General features: G+C 66.6%; 16 protein-coding genes and 3 tRNA genes. 4 read left to right on the top strand and 15 right to left on the bottom strand.

Annotation, left to right across the window (positions count from 1 at the left end; translation table 11 throughout):
- Nucleotides 1-215: 215 nt before the first annotated feature.
- Entirely contained in the window at nucleotides 216-2252 is a 2037-nt protein-coding gene (locus tag ACFW0H_RS13435; RefSeq protein ID WP_422914399.1) for an oxidoreductase, read from the bottom strand.
- Between the two features lie 201 nt (nucleotides 2253-2453).
- On the opposite strand from ACFW0H_RS13435, the gene ACFW0H_RS13440 reads away from it, so the two are divergent.
- Both ACFW0H_RS13440 and ACFW0H_RS13445 read left to right on the top strand, forming a co-directional pair.
- The gene (locus ACFW0H_RS13440) at nucleotides 2454-3386 is read left to right on the top strand and encodes a carbon-nitrogen hydrolase family protein (protein ID WP_422914400.1); all 933 of its coding nucleotides are present in this window, start codon (nucleotides 2454-2456) and stop codon (nucleotides 3384-3386) included.
- Nucleotides 3383-4420 carry an AraC family transcriptional regulator gene (locus ACFW0H_RS13445; RefSeq protein ID WP_422914401.1) on the top strand — a complete coding sequence of 346 codons (1038 nt, stop codon included), beginning with the start codon at nucleotides 3383-3385 and terminating at the stop codon, nucleotides 4418-4420. The genes ACFW0H_RS13440 and ACFW0H_RS13445 overlap by 4 nt, the downstream gene beginning before the upstream one ends.
- Nucleotides 4421-4751: 331 nt before the next feature.
- On the opposite strand, the gene ACFW0H_RS13450 is transcribed toward ACFW0H_RS13445, so the two are convergent.
- The 12 genes from ACFW0H_RS13450 to gspE all read right to left on the bottom strand — a co-directional run bounded on the left by ACFW0H_RS13450 (nucleotide 4752) and on the right by gspE (nucleotide 12696).
- A tRNA-Asp gene (locus ACFW0H_RS13450) sits at nucleotides 4752-4828 on the bottom strand.
- Nucleotides 4829-4930: 102 nt separating this feature from the next.
- Nucleotides 4931-5007: transfer RNA gene (locus ACFW0H_RS13455), tRNA-Asp, on the bottom strand.
- 36 nt (nucleotides 5008-5043) lie between these two features.
- Nucleotides 5044-5119 (bottom strand) — tRNA-Val (locus ACFW0H_RS13460).
- A gap of 148 nt (nucleotides 5120-5267) precedes the next feature.
- The gene (locus ACFW0H_RS13465) at nucleotides 5268-5786 is read right to left on the bottom strand and encodes a type II secretion system protein M (protein ID WP_422914402.1); all 519 of its coding nucleotides are present in this window, start codon (nucleotides 5784-5786) and stop codon (nucleotides 5268-5270) included.
- Nucleotides 5787-5788: 2 nt separating this feature from the next.
- Nucleotides 5789-6931 (bottom strand): type II secretion system protein GspL, encoded by a 1143-nt coding sequence (gspL, locus tag ACFW0H_RS13470; RefSeq protein WP_422914403.1) that lies wholly within the window; start codon nucleotides 6929-6931, stop codon nucleotides 5789-5791.
- A complete protein-coding gene (gene gspK / locus ACFW0H_RS13475; protein ID WP_422914404.1) occupies nucleotides 6928-7899 on the bottom strand; it encodes a type II secretion system minor pseudopilin GspK in 972 nt (323 codons plus the stop codon). Before gspK ends, gspL begins: the two co-directional genes overlap by 4 nt.
- Entirely contained in the window at nucleotides 7896-8594 is a 699-nt protein-coding gene (gspJ, locus tag ACFW0H_RS13480) for a type II secretion system minor pseudopilin GspJ (RefSeq protein ID WP_422914405.1), read from the bottom strand. Before gspJ ends, gspK begins: the two co-directional genes overlap by 4 nt.
- Nucleotides 8591-8980, bottom strand: coding sequence for a type II secretion system minor pseudopilin GspI (gspI, locus tag ACFW0H_RS13485; protein ID WP_422914406.1), 390 nt, complete (start codon nucleotides 8978-8980; stop codon nucleotides 8591-8593). The genes gspJ and gspI overlap by 4 nt, the downstream gene beginning before the upstream one ends.
- Nucleotides 8977-9558 (bottom strand): type II secretion system minor pseudopilin GspH, encoded by a 582-nt coding sequence (gene gspH, locus ACFW0H_RS13490; protein ID WP_422914407.1) that lies wholly within the window; start codon nucleotides 9556-9558, stop codon nucleotides 8977-8979. Before gspH ends, gspI begins: the two co-directional genes overlap by 4 nt.
- Nucleotides 9558-9944, bottom strand: a complete 387-nt coding sequence (gspG, locus tag ACFW0H_RS13495) for a type II secretion system major pseudopilin GspG (RefSeq protein WP_422914511.1) — start codon at nucleotides 9942-9944, stop codon at nucleotides 9558-9560. Before gspG ends, gspH begins: the two co-directional genes overlap by 1 nt.
- A 49-nt stretch (nucleotides 9945-9993) precedes the next feature.
- Nucleotides 9994-11208: a GspF family T2SS innner membrane protein variant XcpS gene (xcpS, locus tag ACFW0H_RS13500; RefSeq protein WP_422914408.1), complete on the bottom strand. Its 1215-nt coding sequence runs from the start codon at nucleotides 11206-11208 to the stop codon at nucleotides 9994-9996.
- The gene (gene gspE, locus ACFW0H_RS13505) at nucleotides 11209-12696 is read right to left on the bottom strand and encodes a type II secretion system ATPase GspE (protein ID WP_422914409.1); all 1488 of its coding nucleotides are present in this window, start codon (nucleotides 12694-12696) and stop codon (nucleotides 11209-11211) included.
- A gap of 266 nt (nucleotides 12697-12962) precedes the next feature.
- Here gspE and ACFW0H_RS13510 point away from each other — a divergent pair, with 266 nt between their 5' ends.
- Together ACFW0H_RS13510 and gspD are read left to right on the top strand one after the other, a co-directional pair.
- Nucleotides 12963-13607 carry a type II secretion system protein N gene (locus tag ACFW0H_RS13510; protein ID WP_422914410.1) on the top strand — a complete coding sequence of 215 codons (645 nt, stop codon included), beginning with the start codon at nucleotides 12963-12965 and terminating at the stop codon, nucleotides 13605-13607.
- Between the two features lie 4 nt (nucleotides 13608-13611).
- Nucleotides 13612-15588, top strand: coding sequence for a type II secretion system secretin GspD (gene gspD / locus ACFW0H_RS13515; RefSeq protein WP_422914411.1), 1977 nt, complete (start codon nucleotides 13612-13614; stop codon nucleotides 15586-15588).
- A 150-nt stretch (nucleotides 15589-15738) separates the two neighbouring features.
- On the opposite strand, the gene ACFW0H_RS13520 is transcribed toward gspD, so the two are convergent.
- The gene (locus ACFW0H_RS13520; protein ID WP_459077300.1) at nucleotides 15739-16515 is read right to left on the bottom strand and encodes an SDR family oxidoreductase; all 777 of its coding nucleotides are present in this window, start codon (nucleotides 16513-16515) and stop codon (nucleotides 15739-15741) included.
- Nucleotides 16515-17726 carry an O-succinylhomoserine sulfhydrylase gene (locus ACFW0H_RS13525; RefSeq protein ID WP_422914412.1) on the bottom strand — a complete coding sequence of 404 codons (1212 nt, stop codon included), beginning with the start codon at nucleotides 17724-17726 and terminating at the stop codon, nucleotides 16515-16517. The genes ACFW0H_RS13520 and ACFW0H_RS13525 overlap by 1 nt, the downstream gene beginning before the upstream one ends.
- Nucleotides 17727-17756: the final 30 nt, after the last annotated feature.

Here is a 17756-nt window from a genome sequence, read left to right on the forward strand (position 1 = left end):
GGCGGCTGTTGTCGGGGGGCTGGCGGTGGGCGGATTTCGACCGCACACACTGATCCGGACTTTAGAAAAGTCTAGGGGATAATAGCCGGCGAGCAATGTGACTGGGTTGGCAGTCGCTCGCCACCGGGGCAAGTCGGACCAGCGGCAAGGCGAAAATGTGACGTGGTTGGAGTCGCAGCGCCGCCGCCCGACAGCTGGCCGGGCGGCGGATTAGATCAGAGTTCCGCAGCCAGGCGCGAGCCCTGGTTGATGGCGCGCTTGGCGTCCAGCTCGGCCGCCACATCGGCGCCGCCGATCAGGTGCACGCTCTGGCCGGCGTCCACCAGGCCCTGCTGCAGCTCACGCAGCGGGTCCTGGCCGGCACAGACGATCACGGTGTCCACCGGCAGCACCTGAGGCTCGCCCTCGGCAATGCGGATATGCAGGCCGGCGTCGTCCACCTTGAGGTATTCCACCGAATTGAGCATCTGCACCTGCTTGTTCTTCAGGCCGGTGCGATGGATCCAGCCGGTGGTCTTGCCCAGGCCGTCGCCCACCTTGGACTTCTTGCGTTGCAGCAGGAACACCTGGCGCGCCGGCGCATGGGGCTGGGCCTGGATGCCGGCGACACCACCACGGGCCTCCAGGGCGCCATCGATGCCCCATTCCTTCCAGAAGGCGTCGCGGCTGAGGCTGGTGGATTCACCTTGGTGGGTGATGAACTCGGACACGTCGAAGCCGATACCGCCGGCGCCGATCACCGCCACGGCCTGCCCGACCGGCTTGCGCTCGAGGATGGCGTCCAGGTAACCGATCACTTTCGGGTGGTCGATGCCGGGGATTTCCGGGGTGCGCGGGGCGATGCCAGTGGCGAGGATGATCTCGTCGAAGCCGCCCTTGGCCAGATCATCGGCGGACACCCGGGTGTTCAGGCGCAGGTCGACGCCGGTGGTCTCCAGTTTGCGCTTGAAGTAGCGCAGGGTTTCATAGAACTCCTCCTTGCCCGGTACGCGCTTGGCCACGTTGAACTGGCCGCCGATTTCGCTGGCGGCGTCGAACAGGGTCACGCTATGGCCACGCTCGGCGGCCACGGTGGCAGCGGCGAGACCCGCCGGGCCGGCGCCGACCACGGCGATTTTCTTGGCCTGGGCAACGGGGATGTAGTTCAGCTCGGTCTCATGACAGGCGCGCGGGTTGACCAGGCAACTGGTCAGCTTGCCGCCGAAGGTGTGGTCCAGGCAGGCCTGGTTGCAGCCGATGCAGGTGTTGATCTCGTCGGCACGGCCTTCGGCGGCCTTGTTGACGAAGTCCGGGTCGGCCAGGAACGGGCGGGCCATGGACACCATGTCGGCGTCGCCCTCGGCGAGCACCTGCTCGGCCACTTCCGGAGTGTTGATGCGGTTGGTGGTGATCAGCGGGATCTTCACTTCGCCCTTGAGCTTGGCGGTGACCTTGGTGAAGGCCGCACGCGGCACCTTGGTGGCGATGGTCGGGATGCGCGCCTCGTGCCAACCGATGCCGGTGTTGATGATGGTGGCGCCGGCGGCCTCGATGGCCTTGGCCAAGGTGACGATTTCGTCCCAGGTGCTGCCGCCCTCCACCAGGTCGAGCATGGAGAGGCGGAAGATGATGATGAAGTTCGGGCCCACCGCCTCACGTACGCGGCGGACGATCTCCACCGCCAGGCGCATGCGGTTATAAAAGCTGCCACCCCAGCGGTCGGTGCGCTGGTTGGTATGGGCAGCAAGGAACTGGTTGATGAAGTAACCCTCGGACCCCATGATCTCGACGCCGTCGTACTCGGCCTGCTGGGCCAGCGACGAGCAGGTGACGAAGTCCTGGATCTGCTTCTCGATACCCGCTTCGTCCAGCTCGTTGGGCTTGAAGGGGTTGATCGGCGCCTGGATGGCCGAGGGCGCCACCTGCTTGGGGTTGTAGGCATAGCGGCCGGCATGAAGGATCTGCATGCAGATCTTGCCGCCCGCCTCGTGCACCGCGCGGGTGACGATGCGGTGCTTCTCGGCTTCTTCCACGGTGGTCAGCTTGGCCGCCCCGGCATAGACACCGCCTTCTGCGTTCGGGCCGATGCCACCGGTGACCATCAGGCCGACACCACCGCGGGCGCGCTCGGCGAAATAGGCGGCCATGCGTTCGAAACCGTTGGGCTTCTCTTCCAGGCCGGTGTGCATGGAGCCCATCAGGGTACGGTTCTTCAGCGTGGTGAAGCCCAGGTCAAGCGGGGCCAGCAGATGCGGGTAACGGGTGGCGGTCATGGTTCCTCCACAACAGGCGGTGCTATTCACGAAATGCCCCGCCCTGAAGGGCGGAGTCGGTTATGGGGCAGACGATAAAGAGCGCACCCAGCCGGCTCAATGATCGGAAATGACAAGTTACTGATCCAAACTGACAGCCACCCTTGGCAATCGACGGTGCGTCCCCTACCCTGATCGACATTCCCCCGGCCCGGACCTTCCATGCGCAAACTGCTGACGCCCCTGATCATCGCCATCCTGGTGAGCTGCCTGACCGCCTACGCGGTCTGGACCGGCGAGCGGCCACGCACGCATTACCTGTCCGACCTGCGCGCCAGCGTGGCCAGCGATGCCGGCACAGCGGGACCCCATGGCAACCTGCTGGCAATCCGCCCGGCGCTCTACCCCAGCGACTACCGCGACCCCGACCTGTTGCGCATGAAGCTCACCGCAGCCCTGGACCAGGCTCGTGCCAAGGGGTTGCTGAACGAGCGAACAGTGGTGGCCCTACCCGACCATATCGGTACCTGGCTGCTGCTCAAGGACGAAAAGTACGGCCTCTACCAGGCGCGCTCCTTCGCCGAGGCCGGCCGCCTGCTGACCCTCAGCCATCCGACATTGCTCGGGCGCCTGTTCCTCCAGGGCCAGGACCTCGAAGAAGCCCTGCTGCGCGCCAAGGCCCGGCGCATGGCCAAGGATTACCAGAAACTCTTCAGCCGCCTGGCCAGCGAATACCGCGTGACCCTGCTCGCGGGCTCCATCCTGCTGCCCTCGCCCTACTTCAAGGACGGCAAGCTGCGCAGTGGCCACGGCAAGCTCTACAACCTGGCCCTGGCCTTCTCTGCGGACGGCCAGCTACTGGGCGAGCCCTTCAGCCAACCCTGGCCGCAGAGCGCGCGCGGTGAATCGCGGCAGAGCCTGCAGACTGCCGGCGGCCTGGTGACCATTACCCGCAGCTGGAACCCGGGCTATCCGCAGAGCCAGGTCACCCTGAGCGACGGACAATCCAGTGCGAGCGAATCGCTCTTCCTGCGTGGCCGCCTCTGGCCGCTGCACAATTCCCCGGCCGGCAGCGAACTCACACCAGTCGATGCACCGCAGGCCAGCCAGGCGCCGGGCAGCCACTTGCTGAACGCCTGGCTGGGCGCACGATGAAGCCGCAACGGGTCAAGCTGGGCGACCTTTCCGTTGGCTTCGTCCACAGCATGGCGGCGGCCCTGGAACAGGCCGGGCAATCTCCCTCCGAACTGCTGGAACGCTTCGGCCTGGATGCCGCGCGCTTCGCCGAACCCCAGGCGCGCCTGTCGATCCCGCGCTACATGCGCCTCGGCCATGCGGCGATCCAGCAGAGCGGCGATCCGGCCCTCGGCCTGACCATGGGACGCCTCAGCCGGCTGAGCCAGCTCGGCCTGGCAGGTGTCTGCGCAGCCCAGGCGCCGAACCTGCGGGAGGCGGCTCGCGCCCTGACCCGCTTCGAGCGGCTCTACGCCAGCAACTACCGCGGCCAGTCGAGCTTTCACGAAGACAGCAAAGGCGCTTGGCTGCGCTTCTATTCCATCAGCCCGTACAACGCCTACAACCGCTTCGTGGTGGATTCGGTGCTGGCGGGCTGGCAGAGCCAGCTGAGCCAGTTGACCGGCACCGGCATTCGTGTGGAGAAGGTGGAAATCGAATTTCCGGCACCGGACTACGCTGAGCGCTATGCCGACCATTTCGGCTGTCCGGTGGAGTTCGAGGCCGGCGCCAACCAGTTTCGCCTAGCGCTGGACACCCTGGCGCTGCGCGGCCTCGAGCACTGCCCGAGCACCTGGAGGCAATTGCAGGATATCTGCGAAAGGGAACTGCAGCAGCTGACCCGCACCCGCAGCCTGCGCGAACGCATCACCCAGTTGCTGGGGCCGCTGCTGCACGGGCGGGAACCCGATCTGGAAGAAGTGGCGGCGCGCCTGCAGATGCCCAGCTGGACCCTGCGCCGCAAGCTGGCCGAGGAGGGCACGCAATTTCGCGCCATCCTCAACGAAACCCGCCGCGACCTGGCCATGGCCTACATCCGCGATACGGAACTGGCTTTTGGCGAAATCGCCTATCTGCTCGGCTTCGCGTCGGCCGAAGCCTTCCAGCGCGCCTTCAAGCGCTGGAGCGGCAGCACTCCGGGCGAGTTCCGCCGCGCCCAGCGCCAAGCCGGCTGATCACATTTCGGTGGCGTCGTCAGCGGGCTCCAACGGGTCCTGCTCGGTTGCGTGGAAATCGAGAATTTCTTCCTGGTAATCGTCCATCGGTGTTCCTCCTGGTTTCGGCAGAGGTCATATAAACAAAGACCATGCCAACAGGCTAAGGATTCCAGGTGACGGGAAAATGACCCCTGGCCAGGAAGAGCACTGAGCGTTCCCGCAGGGTGCGCTGCGCGCACCGGAACTCTCGCACGGACTGCCTGGTGCGCACGGCGCACCCTACGATCGGCCCTGGAGATCAGGCAAAAGAAAAAGCCCCCAGGTATCGCTACCTGAGGGCTTCTCTATATGGCGCAGCGGACGGGACTCGAACCCGCGACCCCCGGCGTGACAGGCCGGTATTCTAACCGACTGAACTACCGCTGCGTGTCGGTTTGGACTTGCGTCCGGTACAGCAAACTTGCTTCTGGCGCAGCAGCATTGATGCTTCTGCCGCCTCATGCCCGAGCAACTCGAACATGGTCGATATGGCGCAGCGGACGGGACTCGAACCCGCGACCCCCGGCGTGACAGGCCGGTATTCTAACCGACTGAACTACCGCTGCGCGTCGGCCGGACTTTCGTCCGAATCTCACAAGGAATGGTGGGTGATGACGGGATCGAACCGCCGACCCTCTGCTTGTAAGGCAGATGCTCTCCCGGCTGAGCTAATCACCCTTCGCCTTGCGAGGCGCGCAATTTACGCAGAGGCCCCAGCTAAGTCAACACCCTGTATAGAATTTTTCTTCAGCAATGGCTTGGACAGCTCCGCAACCGCCCGGGCCGGCGCACCAGGTTGGGACGCCCGCACCCGATTGAGGCGAACTCAGCCCCCCACCTTGAGGGAGACCCGGGCCGTCACCCGGCCATCCTCGTTGCGGTCCAGCCCGGCTTCGTCGATATGCACCCCCTGCCCTTCCAGCACGCCGAACCAGCGCAGCAGGCTGGGAAAAGGCGCCGGCTGCAGGTTGACCTGCACCGCACCCGGCGCGTCGCTGTCGATGCGTTCGACGGCCAGCCCCTGCGCGGTGGCAGTGGCAGTGACCAGCCCCTGCAGCCGCTCCGGGTCCACCTGGCCCTGCGGCCGACTCTGCAGCAACCGCGCCCTGGGTGCATGGGTCTGCAGGTAGGCGTGCAGGCCGCGCTGGTGTTCGAAATGCTCGCGGGCACTGGCCAGTCCGCGCTCGGCGGGCAGCCAGAGCAGCACGTAGAGCAGCACCAGGCCGAGGAACAGGCCCAGCCCCACCAGGGCGACGCGGTCCCGTTGTGGCAGCGTTCGCCAGCGCGCGCCGAGGGTAGAGGCTTGCCACTGCGTTTGCAGCGGCGCCCTGATTGCGTCAAGCATCTTCATCCTCCTATCACCAGTCGTGCGCTGACACCGCTGTCATCGCGGCTGGCCGAGCCCATCTGTACCGCCAGTCCGCTTCCGATCAGTCGCTCGCGCAGCCGCTCCAGGGCTTCGAAGCCCGGGGCCTGCACCTGCAATGCGAGATCGCCACGGGCTTCGCTGAAGTCCAGCTGCTGCACGCGAACCTGGGCACCTTCGGCAATCAGCGCCTGCGCGGCCTGGCCAAGCAGCGCGAGCAGGCGGCCCTGGCCGGCGCCCGAGCCCTCGACCAGGTGCTGATCGAACTGCGCGCGCAGGTTCACCAACTTATTGTCCTCAGGGAAAAGTTCGCGATAGAGGGCTTCATTGGCCTCGGCGTAGCTATCGCCCTGGCGCTGCAACTGCCAGGCCTGGACCAGGTTGAAGCCCCACTGCAGCACCAGCCAGAGGCCCACCAGGCCAATCAGCGGTTTCCAGCGCGACCAGCGCTGGCGCTCATCCTTGAGGGTGAATTCGCCCTGGGCCAGGTCGCTGCCCTTCTGCGCGGCCAGCCAGCCATAGGCGTCGCTTTCCTCGCGCCAGTCGTCCACGCCCTCCAGGGTCTGTCGCTCGCTCGGCGCATGACCGCTACGGGGCGATGGGCAGGCTTCGCGCAGGTGCGGCCAGTCCTGTTCCTCGAAGGCGAGCCGGGTGCTGCCCTCCCCCCCCAGGAGCCAGCGCTGCTCCAGCCAGAGCAACTGGCTGCCCTGCTCGGGCAACAAATCCGCGTCGATCTGTATGGCGGTGGGCGCCGGACCGAGCTTGCCGGCCAGCTCCAGCCAGCCCGCCAGCCAGCTGCGCCGCACGGCGAACACCCGATGGCGGCCGTCAGCCAGCCCTGCCCCCAGGCCCAGGTGGAACGCCTCCACGTCCTCAGCCAGCAGCTCCTCCACTGCAAAGGGCAGTGCCTGGCGCAGCCAGCGGCCCTTCTGCGTCGGCAGGCGGGCGGCGCAACAGGTCACCGCCTCCACCGGCAGGATCAGGCGCCAGGGCGGCGCCACCTCTTCCAGCGCCCTGGCGAAAGGCAGCCGGCGTCCACTGCCCCCCTGCCAGAGCAGCACCTCCAGCTCGGCATCCAGCTGGTTGCAGGCGGCCACCGGGAGGAAGATGCAAGCCTGTGTCATGACTGCGGCTCCTTGACGGGCGCCGGCGGTAAGCCGCCTTGCCCGAGATCGCGAAATAGAACCCGCACCTTGCCGTCGCTGCCGCGCTGCAGGGTACTGAGCAGAACCTGGCGGCGACCGGCGAGACGGACTTCGCTGATCACCTGGAAATATTGGCTGCCGACCGCCAATCCCTGGGCCTCAAGCCCCATCCCGGCCAGCGCCGGCTGGCCGAGGAAGGCGTCCAGGCTGGGAAAACCGGTGGCACCACGCGCCGCCACCAGCAGCCCGCCGCTGTCGGCATCGAGATTGTCGGCCAGGGTCGACAGCACCAGGGCATTGGCGGTGTTGACGTTGAGCATGGCATCCGTCGGCAGCGCAGTGACGAAAGGCAGCAACTTGCGATAGTCCAGTTCCGTCATGCCTAACACTAGGCGCAACTCGGAGACATCGCTCATCGCATGATTGGCCGCGCGGTATGGCGGCTGCAGCAGCAGATACTGGTTATCCTCGGCGCCATTGGGGCCGAAGGGCTCCTGGTCGGGGTCGAGCCAGTCCACCAGGCGCTCGCTATAGGGCGCCTCTATCCCGAGACGCAGCAGGAGGCGGCGGAACTGGCGGACACCCTGCTCGTTCAGCTTGCCATCCCGCACCAGGCTGTTGAGGTTGAAGCGCCCGCTGGGATCCTCGATGCGCACGCTGAGGGAGCCGCCATCGTCGAGCGTGAAGGTGCTCAGTGGACGCGCCCAGGCTTCCCCCAGGTGATCCAATGGCGTGCGCGGGTCGCCCCGACGCAGGTCGCGGGCGAGTATCGCCTCGGCGAGGGCTTCGCCGCCGAAGGCGTACTGGGCCACCTGCCGGGAGTGCAGTTCATTGCCGCTGGAACGGATCGACACCTGGGTTCGGGCGATCAGGCCGGCGCAAACCACCGTCACCACGGCCACCACCAGCAGCACGGTGAGCAGCGCAACGCCCTTCTGCCGCCTCATTGCGCCTTCTCCTGGCCATCGGCCGGCGGGGTCTGCGGCTTGCCTTCCGGCTGGTTCGCGCCCGCCTGCGGAGCTTGTCGGGGCGGCGTATCCACCAGGCGCAGCACTCGACGGAGCTCGCCATAACGACGGTGTTCCAGGGTCAGCTCCAGCGCGCGCGGCAGGCGATCCAGGCGCGCTTCCTCAGGCAGTCCGGCCGGAGGCCAGCTGTCCTGCCAATCGCCGCTGTCGTCCATGTAGCGCAGCCGCAGGGCGGTGACGCCCTCCAGCGCATTCTGCACTTGCGGCAGGCTGTCCTGGGACTGGTCCAGCACCGTCCAGTAGCGCCGCTCCAGGCGTTCGCCGGAGAGTTGCCAGCGCACCCGCTGCAGGCGCGAGCGCTGGGCGCCGGTGGGATTGCGCCAGCCGCCGCGGGTGAGTTCGAGGCTGCTTTCGTCGCCCTGGCTCTCGCCCAGCAGTGCCGCGCGCGATTCGCCATAGGCATCTCGGATTGGCCGCGCAATCACCTGGCGGACATCCCGCTCGAAAGCGGAGATGGCGCGCACCAGTTCGCGCAGTTGTTGTTCCTGCTCGCGGGTCGCTTCGTCGCTGTCGAGCACGGTGCCGAGCATGCGCCAGGTGCCCAGCGCCAGCAACGCGAAGATGGCGATGGCGATCAGCAGTTCCAGCAAGGTGAAGCCGGCGGCGCGCTTCATGGGGTACCCCCGAGAAACCCCACCAGGCGCACCGTGGCGCGCTCCTCCAGCTTGCCGCCGATACCGCGCAGGGGTTTTGGCGCCACCCAGAGGGTGACCCGCCGCAACGCCGGGTCACTGGTGCCTTCGATCTGGCTCTGCCACTCCCAGCGCCGCCCGCCGTAGTCCAGCTCACCCTTGTCACGGCCGTTGCCGGGCGGCGTTTCGCGAAGCTGAAGCTCGGTCAGGCGGTTGTCGGCGATCCACATCGCCAGCGTCTTGTCTTCCAGCCGCGAGGCGATCTGCAGGCTGCGCGCGCTGGCGGTGAGTACGCTGGCGGCGACCACGGCGAAGATCGCCAGGGCCACCAGCACTTCGATCAGGGTGAAGCCGCGGCAAGCTCTCATCCGGCGCGCCCCTTGCCGCCCAGGGTTTCCACCCTGGGCAGGCGGAAGCCATCGCTGGAGAGCTCAAGGCGCAGCCCGTCCTTGCGCCGTTCGCCCAGTTCCAGGCGGAACGGGCTGAGTTCGCCACTGGAAAGGATGACCAGCTGCGGCACCGGCGGCCGGGCATCCTTGGACTTTTTCTCGTCCCTGGCGGGCGCCGGCAACACCAGCGGCTCGCCTTCCAGTTCGAAGCTGAGTTCGGCCCAGTCCGGCAACTGGCGGGCGCCGTCGGACAACGCCTGCCAACGGCCGCTGGTTTCGTCGTAGAAGAACACCTGATAGCTGTCGCGCTCCAGGCGCAGGCCATATTCACGGTTGTCCAGCACGGCCTCGTCGGCCAGCACGCCGATCAAGCCGGCCAGGCGGTCGGCTTCACTGCGTAGTTCGCGGGCGGGGCCGGCGACGCCGGAACTGATCACCGCCAGCCCGGCGAGGCAGCCGATGATCACCATCACCACCAGCACTTCGATCAGGGTGAAGCCCGCGCACGCAAAAGCGCCAGGTGCCCGGTCGACGCCGCCCTGCCGCCTGCGCGCCATCAGTTGTCCCAGTTGGCGATGTCGGCGTCGTTGTCGCTGCCGCCTTCCTTGCCGTCGGCCCCCAGGGAATAGAGGTCGTAGGTGCCTTTGCTGCCGGGCGAGAGGAACTGGTAGGGGTTGCCCCAGGGGTCCACCGGCAGCTTCTTCAGGTAGCCGTCCTTGTTCCAGTTCTTCGCCGGCGGGTTGCCCGAGGGCCGGCTCACCAGGGCTTCGAGACCCTGCTGGGTACTGGGATAGGCGAAGTTGTCGAGCTTGTACATGTCCAGGGCGGCGCCGATGGCCTTGATGTCGCCCTTGGCCACCGTGACCTTGGCCTGGTCGGGCCGGTTCATCACTTGCGGCACCACCAGGGCGGCGAGGATGCCCAGGATGACGACCACCACCATGATTTCGATGAGCGTAAAGCCCAACTGTGTACGGCGCAGTTTCACGCGATTACCCCACGAGTTGATTGAGAGAAAGGATCGGCAGCAGGATGGCGAGGACGATCACCAGCACCACCGCGCCCATGACCACCAGCATGAATGGTTCGAAAAGACCAACCAGCAGGGCGATCTGGGCCGCCAGGTCGTTTTCCTGGTTGCGCGCGGTGCGGGCGAGCATCTGATCCAGCTCCCCTGAACGTTCGCCACTGGCGATCATGTGCAGCATCATCGGCGGAAATTGCCCGCTGCCCTCCAGGGCACGGGTCAGGCTGCCACCTTCACGAACCTTCTGCGCGGCCACCACCACGTGCCCCCGGATCACCCGGTTGGCGATGACTTCGGCGCCGATGCCGAGGGCCTCCACCAGCGGCACGCCGCTGCGGGTGAGGATCGCCAGGGTCGAAGCGAAGCGCGCGGTATCGGTGGCACGCACCAGCCGGCCCAGCAGCGGGATGCGCAGCATCAGGCCGTGCCAGCGCTGGCGGATGTTCGGGTCACGCAAGGCCCAGCGCGCACCGACGATGGCGCCGACCAGCACCAGCAGGATCAGCCAGCCCCAATGCTTGACCAGGTCGCTCAGGGCGATCAGGCCACGGGTGAGCAGCGGCAGGGTCTGCCCGGAATCGATGAACACCTTGACCACATCCGGCACCACGAAGCCGAGCAGGAAGGCGACTATGGACAGCGACGCGCACATCAGGATCACCGGGTAGAGCAGCGCCAGCTGGATCTTTTGCCGCGACTGCTGGCGCTGTTCGGTGTAGTCGGCCAGTTGCTCCAGCACCGGCCCCAGGTGGCCGGCATGCTCGCCGGCTGCCACGGTGGCCCGGTAGAGCTCGGGAAAGGCCGAGGGGAACTCACGCAGGCTGTTGGCCAGGCTGTGGCCTTCCAGTACCCGCGCACGCACCGCCAGGAGCATCGACTGGATACGCGAACTGCTCGATTGCGCGGCCGCCGCACGCAGCGCTTCCTCGATGGGCAAGGCGGCCTGGACCAAGGTAGCGAGCTGGCGCGTCACCAGTGCCAAGTCCCGCGCAGAGAGGCCGCGCGCCAAGCTGAAGCGCCCCCGTTCGGCCTGCTCACGGACGCGGGTCGCCCGCACTTCCAGCGGCGCCAGCTGACGCTCGCGCAGCAGCTGGCGCACCTGGCGTGCACTATCCGCCTCGAGCACACCCTTCTGTTGGCGGCCCTTGGCGTCGAGGGCGAGGTATTCGAATGCAGCCATTTATTCTTCCTGGGTGACCCGCAGCACTTCTTCTACCGTAGTGACGCCTTGCAGCACCTTGCGCCGGCCGTCGTCGCGGATGCTCGGGCTGGACAGCCGCGCATGGCGGATCATCTCCTGTTCCGAGGCGACGCTGTGGATCAGGCTGCGCATGTGGTCGTCGAACACCACCAGTTCGTAGATACCGGTACGCCCGCGGTAGCCCTGCTGATGGCAGTCGCCGCAGCCGCGAGCGCGATAGAGGGTGGGCGCGTCGTCCGCCGGCACACCCAGCAGCTGGCATTCGGCGGCATCGGCCTGGTAGGCCTCCTTGCACTGCGGGCAGAGCACCCGCACCAGGCGCTGGGCCAGCACGCCGAGCAAGGACGAGGAAAGCAGGAAGGGTTCGACACCCATGTCCACCAGGCGGGTGATGGCACCGATGGCGCTGTTGGTGTGCAGGGTGGACAGCACCAGGTGGCCGGTCAGTGAAGCCTGGACAGCGATTTCGGCGGTTTCATGGTCGCGGATCTCACCCACCATCACCACGTCGGGGTCCTGGCGCAGGATGGCGCGCAGGCCGCGGGCGAAGGTCATGTCCACCTTGGGATTGACCTGGGTCTGGCCAATACCCTCGATGTGATACTCGATCGGGTCTTCGACGGTGAGGATGTTGCGCGTGCGGTCGTTGAGGGTGACCAGGCTGGCGTAGAGCGTGGTGGTCTTGCCCGAGCCGGTGGGGCCGGTCACCAGGAGGATGCCGTGGGGACGGCGCACGGTGTCCTCCAGTTGATGACGGTCGCGCTCGCTCATGCCCAGGTGCTGAAGCGTCAGGCGGCCGGCCTGCTTGTCCAGCAGGCGCAATACCACGCGTTCGCCGTTGGCCGACGGCAGGGTGGAAACACGGATGTCCACCTCGCGCCCGGCCACCCGCAATGAGATGCGGCCGTCCTGGGGGATGCGCTTTTCGGCGATGTCCAGCCGCGCCATGACCTTGATCCGCGACACCAGCAGCGCCGCCAGCTCGCGCTTGGGTTCCAGCACTTCGCGGAGGATGCCGTCGACGCGAAAACGCACCACCAGGCGCTTCTCGAAGGTCTCCAGGTGGATATCCGAGGCGTTCTCCTTGATCGCCTCGCCGAGGATGGCGTTGATCAGGCGGATGATCGGCGCGTCATCCTCCTGCTCCAGCAGGTCCTCGGTTTCCGGAATCTGCTCGGCCAGGGCGGCGAGGTCCAGGCTGCCACCCAGGTCCTCGGCCAACTGCATGGCGGCGGAGGAGTCGTGCTGGTAGGCCTGGGCCAGGGCCTGTTCGAAGGCATCCAGGCTCAGCGGCCGCAAGGCTAGACGGCGCCCAGCGAAACGCCTCGCCTCGGCCAGGGCCACCAGTTCCACGCCGGGCCGATGGGCCAGGCAGGGTTCCGCGCCATCGAGCAGCAGTACGCCATGCCGCTTGGCGAAACCGAAAGGCAGCCGGCGCAAGGGGGCTTCAACGAGTGGAGGGTTCATCTGGGGCGTGCCTGTTCGAGGGGGTCCATGGTGAAGTATTGCAGCGCAATCTGACGATTGTGCAGAGCGCGCTTCCGGAATCTTATGGTTCGTGTGAACAAAACCACCTAAGGCCGTAAAAATTCAAAGATATCTTTAGCACAGCGACTGCGTCCCAACATCATCCGGGCGGCCGAGCATGGCACTCTTCAGCGCTGCTATGATCAAAGCAGTTCTGCCAATACATAAGACCAGAAGAACGACATAGCATTAGGAGTTGGACCCACTTGCGAGCCCCGGATTCCGTGCACTGGCTGCAACGCCACGCGCCGGCCCTTGTCGGTGCGCTGCTGGTACTGGCCATGGCCTCCAGCTTCGCCTGGCAGACCCGGGCGTGGTTGCGCCTGGTCGACGCCCAGGCCGAGCCCCCTCAGCAAGGGGAAGCCCCGCTCGCCACCGCCCAGCCCCTGCAGAACCTCGAACCACTATTCGGCATCGCCCCGGCCACCCAGCCCAGCGGGCCACCGCCCAGCACCAACCTGCGCCTGACCCTGCTCGGGAGTTTCCTGCATGCGGGGCCGGACAAATCCATCGCCATCATCCAGTACGAAGGCGGAAAACCGCGCCGCTTCGGCGCAGGTGACGAGATCACCAGTGGTGTGAAGGTGCACGCGGTGTACCGCAATCGAGTCGAGATCGAACGCAATGGCCGCCTCGAAAGCCTCAGCTTCCCGGCGCCGCGCTCACGCTTCACCCCCGTCGGCAGCGGCGCCGAAGAGCCGGCAGCGGGGGCGGTCGACGACCTCAGCGGCCTGCAGGAAGACAACGCCGCGGAATTGCGCGAGCGCATGGAAAAACTGCGCCAACAAATGGAAGAGCCCGACAGCGCGCCTGCCGAAGCTTCCCCCGAACAGCCCCAGGAAAGCGAATGACACGATGACCCCGACTTTCTCGCGCCTCACGCTCGCCCTGTTCGCCGCCGGGCTCCTGGCCGCGCCCCTGCCGCTGCTGGCCGCCCAGCCGGCCGCCGCGCCGAGCAATGCGCAGCAGCAGCAGGATGGCTGGACGATCAATCTCAAGGATGCCGACATCCGCGAATTCATCGACCAGATCGCCGACATCACCGGTGAGACCTTCATTGTCGATCCCCGGGTGAAAGGCCAGGTCAGCGTGGTCTCGAAAGCGCCGCTGGATCTCAACGAGGTTTACCAGCTGTTCCTCTCGGTGATGGCGACCCATGGTTACACCGTAGTGGCCCAGGACGACCAGGCGCGCATCATTCCCAATGCCGAAGCCAAGGCCGAGGCCACCACCAGCCGGCCCAGTGCCGAAAGCCTGGAAACCCGTGTGATCCAGGTGCAGCACACGCCGGTGACCGAGCTCATTCCACTGATTCGCCCCCTGGTCCCCCAGTACGGCCATCTCGCCGCGGTGACCTCGGCCAACGCCCTGATCATCAGCGACCGCGCCGCCAATATCGCGCGTATCGAAGACCTGATGCGCCAGCTCGACCAGAAAGGCGACCGTGACTACACCGTGCTGAACCTGCGCCACGCCTGGGTCATGGACGCCGCCGAAGTGCTCAATGCCTCCCTGAACCGAGGCCAGTCCAAGGGCACCTCCGGCACCCAGGTGATCGCCGACGCCCGTACCAACCGCCTGATCCTCCTCGGCCCGCCGTCCGCCCGGGAGAAATTGGCCGCCCTGGCACAATCCCTCGACACCCCCACTTCTCGCTCGGCCAATACACGGGTGATCCGCTTGCGTCATAACGACGCCAAGAGCCTCGCCGAAACCCTCGGCGAAATCTCCGAGGGCCTGAAAACCGAGGAAGGCGGTGGCGAGCAAGGCGCCGCCGGCGGTGGCGGCGGCGGTGGTGGTGGTGGCAAGCCACAGAACATCCTGATCCGCGCCGATGAGAGCCTGAATGCGCTGGTGGTGCTGGCCGAGCCGGACGTGGTCGCGGCCATGGAAGACATCGTCCGCCAGCTCGACGTACCCCGCGCCCAGGTGATGGTGGAAGCGGCAATCGTGGAAATTTCCGGTGACATCACCGACGCGCTCGGCGTGCAATGGGCGGTGGATGCCCGCGGCAATACCGGCGGCCTGGGCGGGGTCAACTTCGGCAACACCGGACTCTCGGTGGGTACCGTGCTCAACGCCATCCGCGACGACGAAATCCCCGATACCCTGCCCGACGGCGCCATCATCGGTATCGGCACCGAGAACTTCGCCGCCCTCATCACTGCGCTATCGGCAACCAGCAAGAGCAACCTGCTGTCCACGCCCAGCCTGCTGACCCTGGACAACCAGAAAGCGGAAATCCTGGTGGGCCAGAACGTGCCGTTCCAGACCGGCACCTTCACCACCGACGCCTCGGGGGCCAACAACCCCTTCACCACCATCGAGCGCCAGGATATCGGCGTGACCCTGAAGGTGACCCCGCACATCAACGAAGGCGCCACCCTGCGCCTGGAGATCGAGCAGGAAATTTCCTCCATCGCCCCCACGGCCACCCTGACCGCCCAGGCGGTGGACCTGATCACCAACAAGCGCTCGATCAAGAGCACCATCCTCGCCGAGGACGGCCAGATCATCGTGCTCGGCGGCCTGATCCAGGACGACATCACCCAGACCGATTCCAAGGTTCCGCTGCTGGGCGATATCCCGATCCTCGGGCGGCTGTTCCGCTCCACCAAGGACACCCATGTGAAGCGCAACCTGATGGTGTTCCTGCGGCCGACGGTGGTGCGTGACCGCGCCGGCCTCGCCGCCCTTTCCGGGAAGAAGTACAACGACATCCGCATCGTCGGCGAGCACAACAAGGAAGGCCGCCCGGCCATCCTGCCGCGCCAGCCGGTGGAGTTGTTCGACGGCACGCACGCCCCCGCCATCGACCTGCGCAAGCCTTGAGGCGACGTCGGTGGATAAGGCCGAGCCTTATCCACCTACGCATCCCCCTCGCCGCAGGGTGGAGATCCGCAAGACGGATTTCCACCCCGCAAAAGAAAGAAAGGGCGGCGCACCTCGCGATGACGCCGCCCCGCCCTTCCCGACCGGAACTCAGTCGAGATAGATCATCTTGCGGGTCATGCCGCCGTCGACCATGAACTCCTGGCCGGTGACGAAACCGGCGTTATCCGACAGCAGCCAGGCTACCTGGGCGGCCACGTCTTCCACCAGGCCGACGCGGCCCAGCGGGTGCTGGTCGTGGTCCAGTTCGGAAAGCGGCGCTTCTACGCGGGCAGAGGGGTCGCGGGCATCGATCCAGCCGGGCATGACAGCGTTTACCCGGACATCCGGCGCCAGGCTCATCGCCAGGGCATGGGTCAGCGCCAGCAGGCCGCCCTTGCTGGCCGCATAGGCCTCGCTGTCAGGTTCTGACTGGTGGGCACGGGTGGAAGCGATGGTGACTATGGCGCCGCGATGGGCTCGCAGGTAAGGCGCGCAATGTTTGGCCAGAAGCATGGTGCCAGTGAGGTTCACCGCCAGGACGCGGTTCCAGCGCGCCAGCTCCAGGCTTTCCAGCGGCGGGTTGCGCGGCTCGGAGATCGCGGCGTTGCTGACCAGGGCGTCGAGGCGGCCGAATTGCCCGAGCACTTCGGCCACGCCCACCGCGACCTGGCTTTCGTGGGCCACATCCATAGCGACGAACCAGGCATTCTCACCGAGTGCCTTGGCCACCCTGGAACCCCGGGCGCGGTCGATATCGGCAAGCACTACCTGCCAGCCCTCGGCAATCAGCCAGGCGGCAACGCCAAGGCCGATGCCGCGGGACGCGCCGGTGACCAGCGCGACCTTGCCGTTACTTGCGCCGGCCTCCGGCAGGGTCCAGTCGATCACAGCGCCGCGAGCCCGTGCTCCAGGTCGGCCTTGAGATCGGCAACGTCCTCCAGGCCGATGGCCAGGCGGACCAGGCTGTCGCTGATGCCGGCATTGGCGCGCTCCTGGGGCGACAGGCGCCCGTGGGAGGTAGTGGCCGGGTGGGCAATGGTGGTCTTGGTATCACCCAGGTTGGTGGTGATGGAGATCATCCTGGTGGCGTCGATGAAGCGCCAGGCCGCCTCCTTGCCACCCTTGACCTCGAAGCTGACCACCGCGCCGAAGCCTTTTTGCTGACGCTTGGCCAGCTCATGCTGCGGATGGCTTTCCAGGCCGGCGTAATAGACGCGCTCGACACCCTGCTGGGTCTCCAGCCACCGGGCGATTTCCAGGGCGCTGGCGCAGTGGGCCTGCATGCGCACGCGCAGGGTTTCCAGGCCCTTGATCATGACCCAGGCGTTGAAGGGGCTGAGGGTCGGGCCTGCGGTGCGCAGGAAGCCCACCACTTCCTTCATGTGTTCAGCGCGACCGGCGACTACGCCGCCCATGGTGCGGCCCTGGCCGTCGATGTACTTGGTGGCCGAGTGCATGACGATGTCCGCCCCCAGCTTCAGCGGCTGTTGCAGCGCCGGCGTGCAGAAGCAGTTGTCCACCACCAGCAGCGCCCCCTTGGCGTGGGCGATCTCGGCCAGGGCGGGAATGTCCACCAGCTCGGCCAGGGGGTTGGACGGCGATTCGACGAACAGCAGCTTGGTGTTCGGCTTGATCGCCGCTTCCCAGCCGGCCAGGTCGGACAGCGCCGGATAGTCGACCTCGATGCCGAAACGCTTGAGGTACTTCTCGAACAGGCTGATGGTGGAGCCGAACACGCTGCGCGAGACCAGCACATGGTCGCCGCCGCTGCACAGGCTCATGGCAATGGCGAGGATGGCGGACATGCCGGAAGCGGTGGCCACGGCCTGCTCGGCGCCTTCAAGGGCGGCGATGCGTTCCTCGAAGGTCCGCACCGTGGGGTTGGTGTAGCGCGAATAGACGTTGCCCGGCACTTCGCCGGCGAAACGCGCGGCGGCGTCGGCGGCGGTGCGGAATACGTAGCTGGAGGTCAGGAACATGGCCTCGCCGTGCTCGCCTTCCGGCGTGCGGCGCTGGCCAGCCCGCACGGCCAGGGTTTCGAAGGCTGCGCCTTCCAGGTCACTGTCCAGCCTTCCGGCTTCCCATTCCTGCGTCATATCCCCACCTCCTCAGAAACGTAGCCCGGA

This window comes from Metapseudomonas cellulosilytica (assembly GCF_049334135.1).
In the GTDB taxonomy this organism is placed as follows: Bacteria; Pseudomonadota; Gammaproteobacteria; order Pseudomonadales; family Pseudomonadaceae; genus Metapseudomonas.

Coding starts and splice junctions, on each gene's coding strand:
- ACFW0H_RS13435 (WP_422914399.1), bottom strand. CDS start 2,252: ATGACCGCCACCCGTTACCCGCATCTGCTGGCCCCGCTTGACCTGGGC.
- ACFW0H_RS13440 (WP_422914400.1), top strand. CDS start 2,454: ATGCGCAAACTGCTGACGCCCCTGATCATCGCCATCCTGGTGAGCTGC.
- ACFW0H_RS13445 (WP_422914401.1), top strand. CDS start 3,383: ATGAAGCCGCAACGGGTCAAGCTGGGCGACCTTTCCGTTGGCTTCGTC.
- ACFW0H_RS13465 (WP_422914402.1), bottom strand. CDS start 5,786: ATGCTTGACGCAATCAGGGCGCCGCTGCAAACGCAGTGGCAAGCCTCT.
- gspL (WP_422914403.1), bottom strand. CDS start 6,931: ATGACACAGGCTTGCATCTTCCTCCCGGTGGCCGCCTGCAACCAGCTG.
- gspK (WP_422914404.1), bottom strand. CDS start 7,899: ATGAGGCGGCAGAAGGGCGTTGCGCTGCTCACCGTGCTGCTGGTGGTG.
- gspJ (WP_422914405.1), bottom strand. CDS start 8,594: ATGAAGCGCGCCGCCGGCTTCACCTTGCTGGAACTGCTGATCGCCATC.
- gspI (WP_422914406.1), bottom strand. CDS start 8,980: ATGAGAGCTTGCCGCGGCTTCACCCTGATCGAAGTGCTGGTGGCCCTG.
- gspH (WP_422914407.1), bottom strand. CDS start 9,558: ATGGCGCGCAGGCGGCAGGGCGGCGTCGACCGGGCACCTGGCGCTTTT.
- gspG (WP_422914511.1), bottom strand. CDS start 9,944: ATGGTGGTGGTCGTCATCCTGGGCATCCTCGCCGCCCTGGTGGTGCCG.
- xcpS (WP_422914408.1), bottom strand. CDS start 11,208: ATGGCTGCATTCGAATACCTCGCCCTCGACGCCAAGGGCCGCCAACAG.
- gspE (WP_422914409.1), bottom strand. CDS start 12,696: ATGAACCCTCCACTCGTTGAAGCCCCCTTGCGCCGGCTGCCTTTCGGT.
- gspD (WP_422914411.1), top strand. CDS start 13,612: ATGACCCCGACTTTCTCGCGCCTCACGCTCGCCCTGTTCGCCGCCGGG.
- ACFW0H_RS13525 (WP_422914412.1), bottom strand. CDS start 17,726: ATGACGCAGGAATGGGAAGCCGGAAGGCTGGACAGTGACCTGGAAGGC.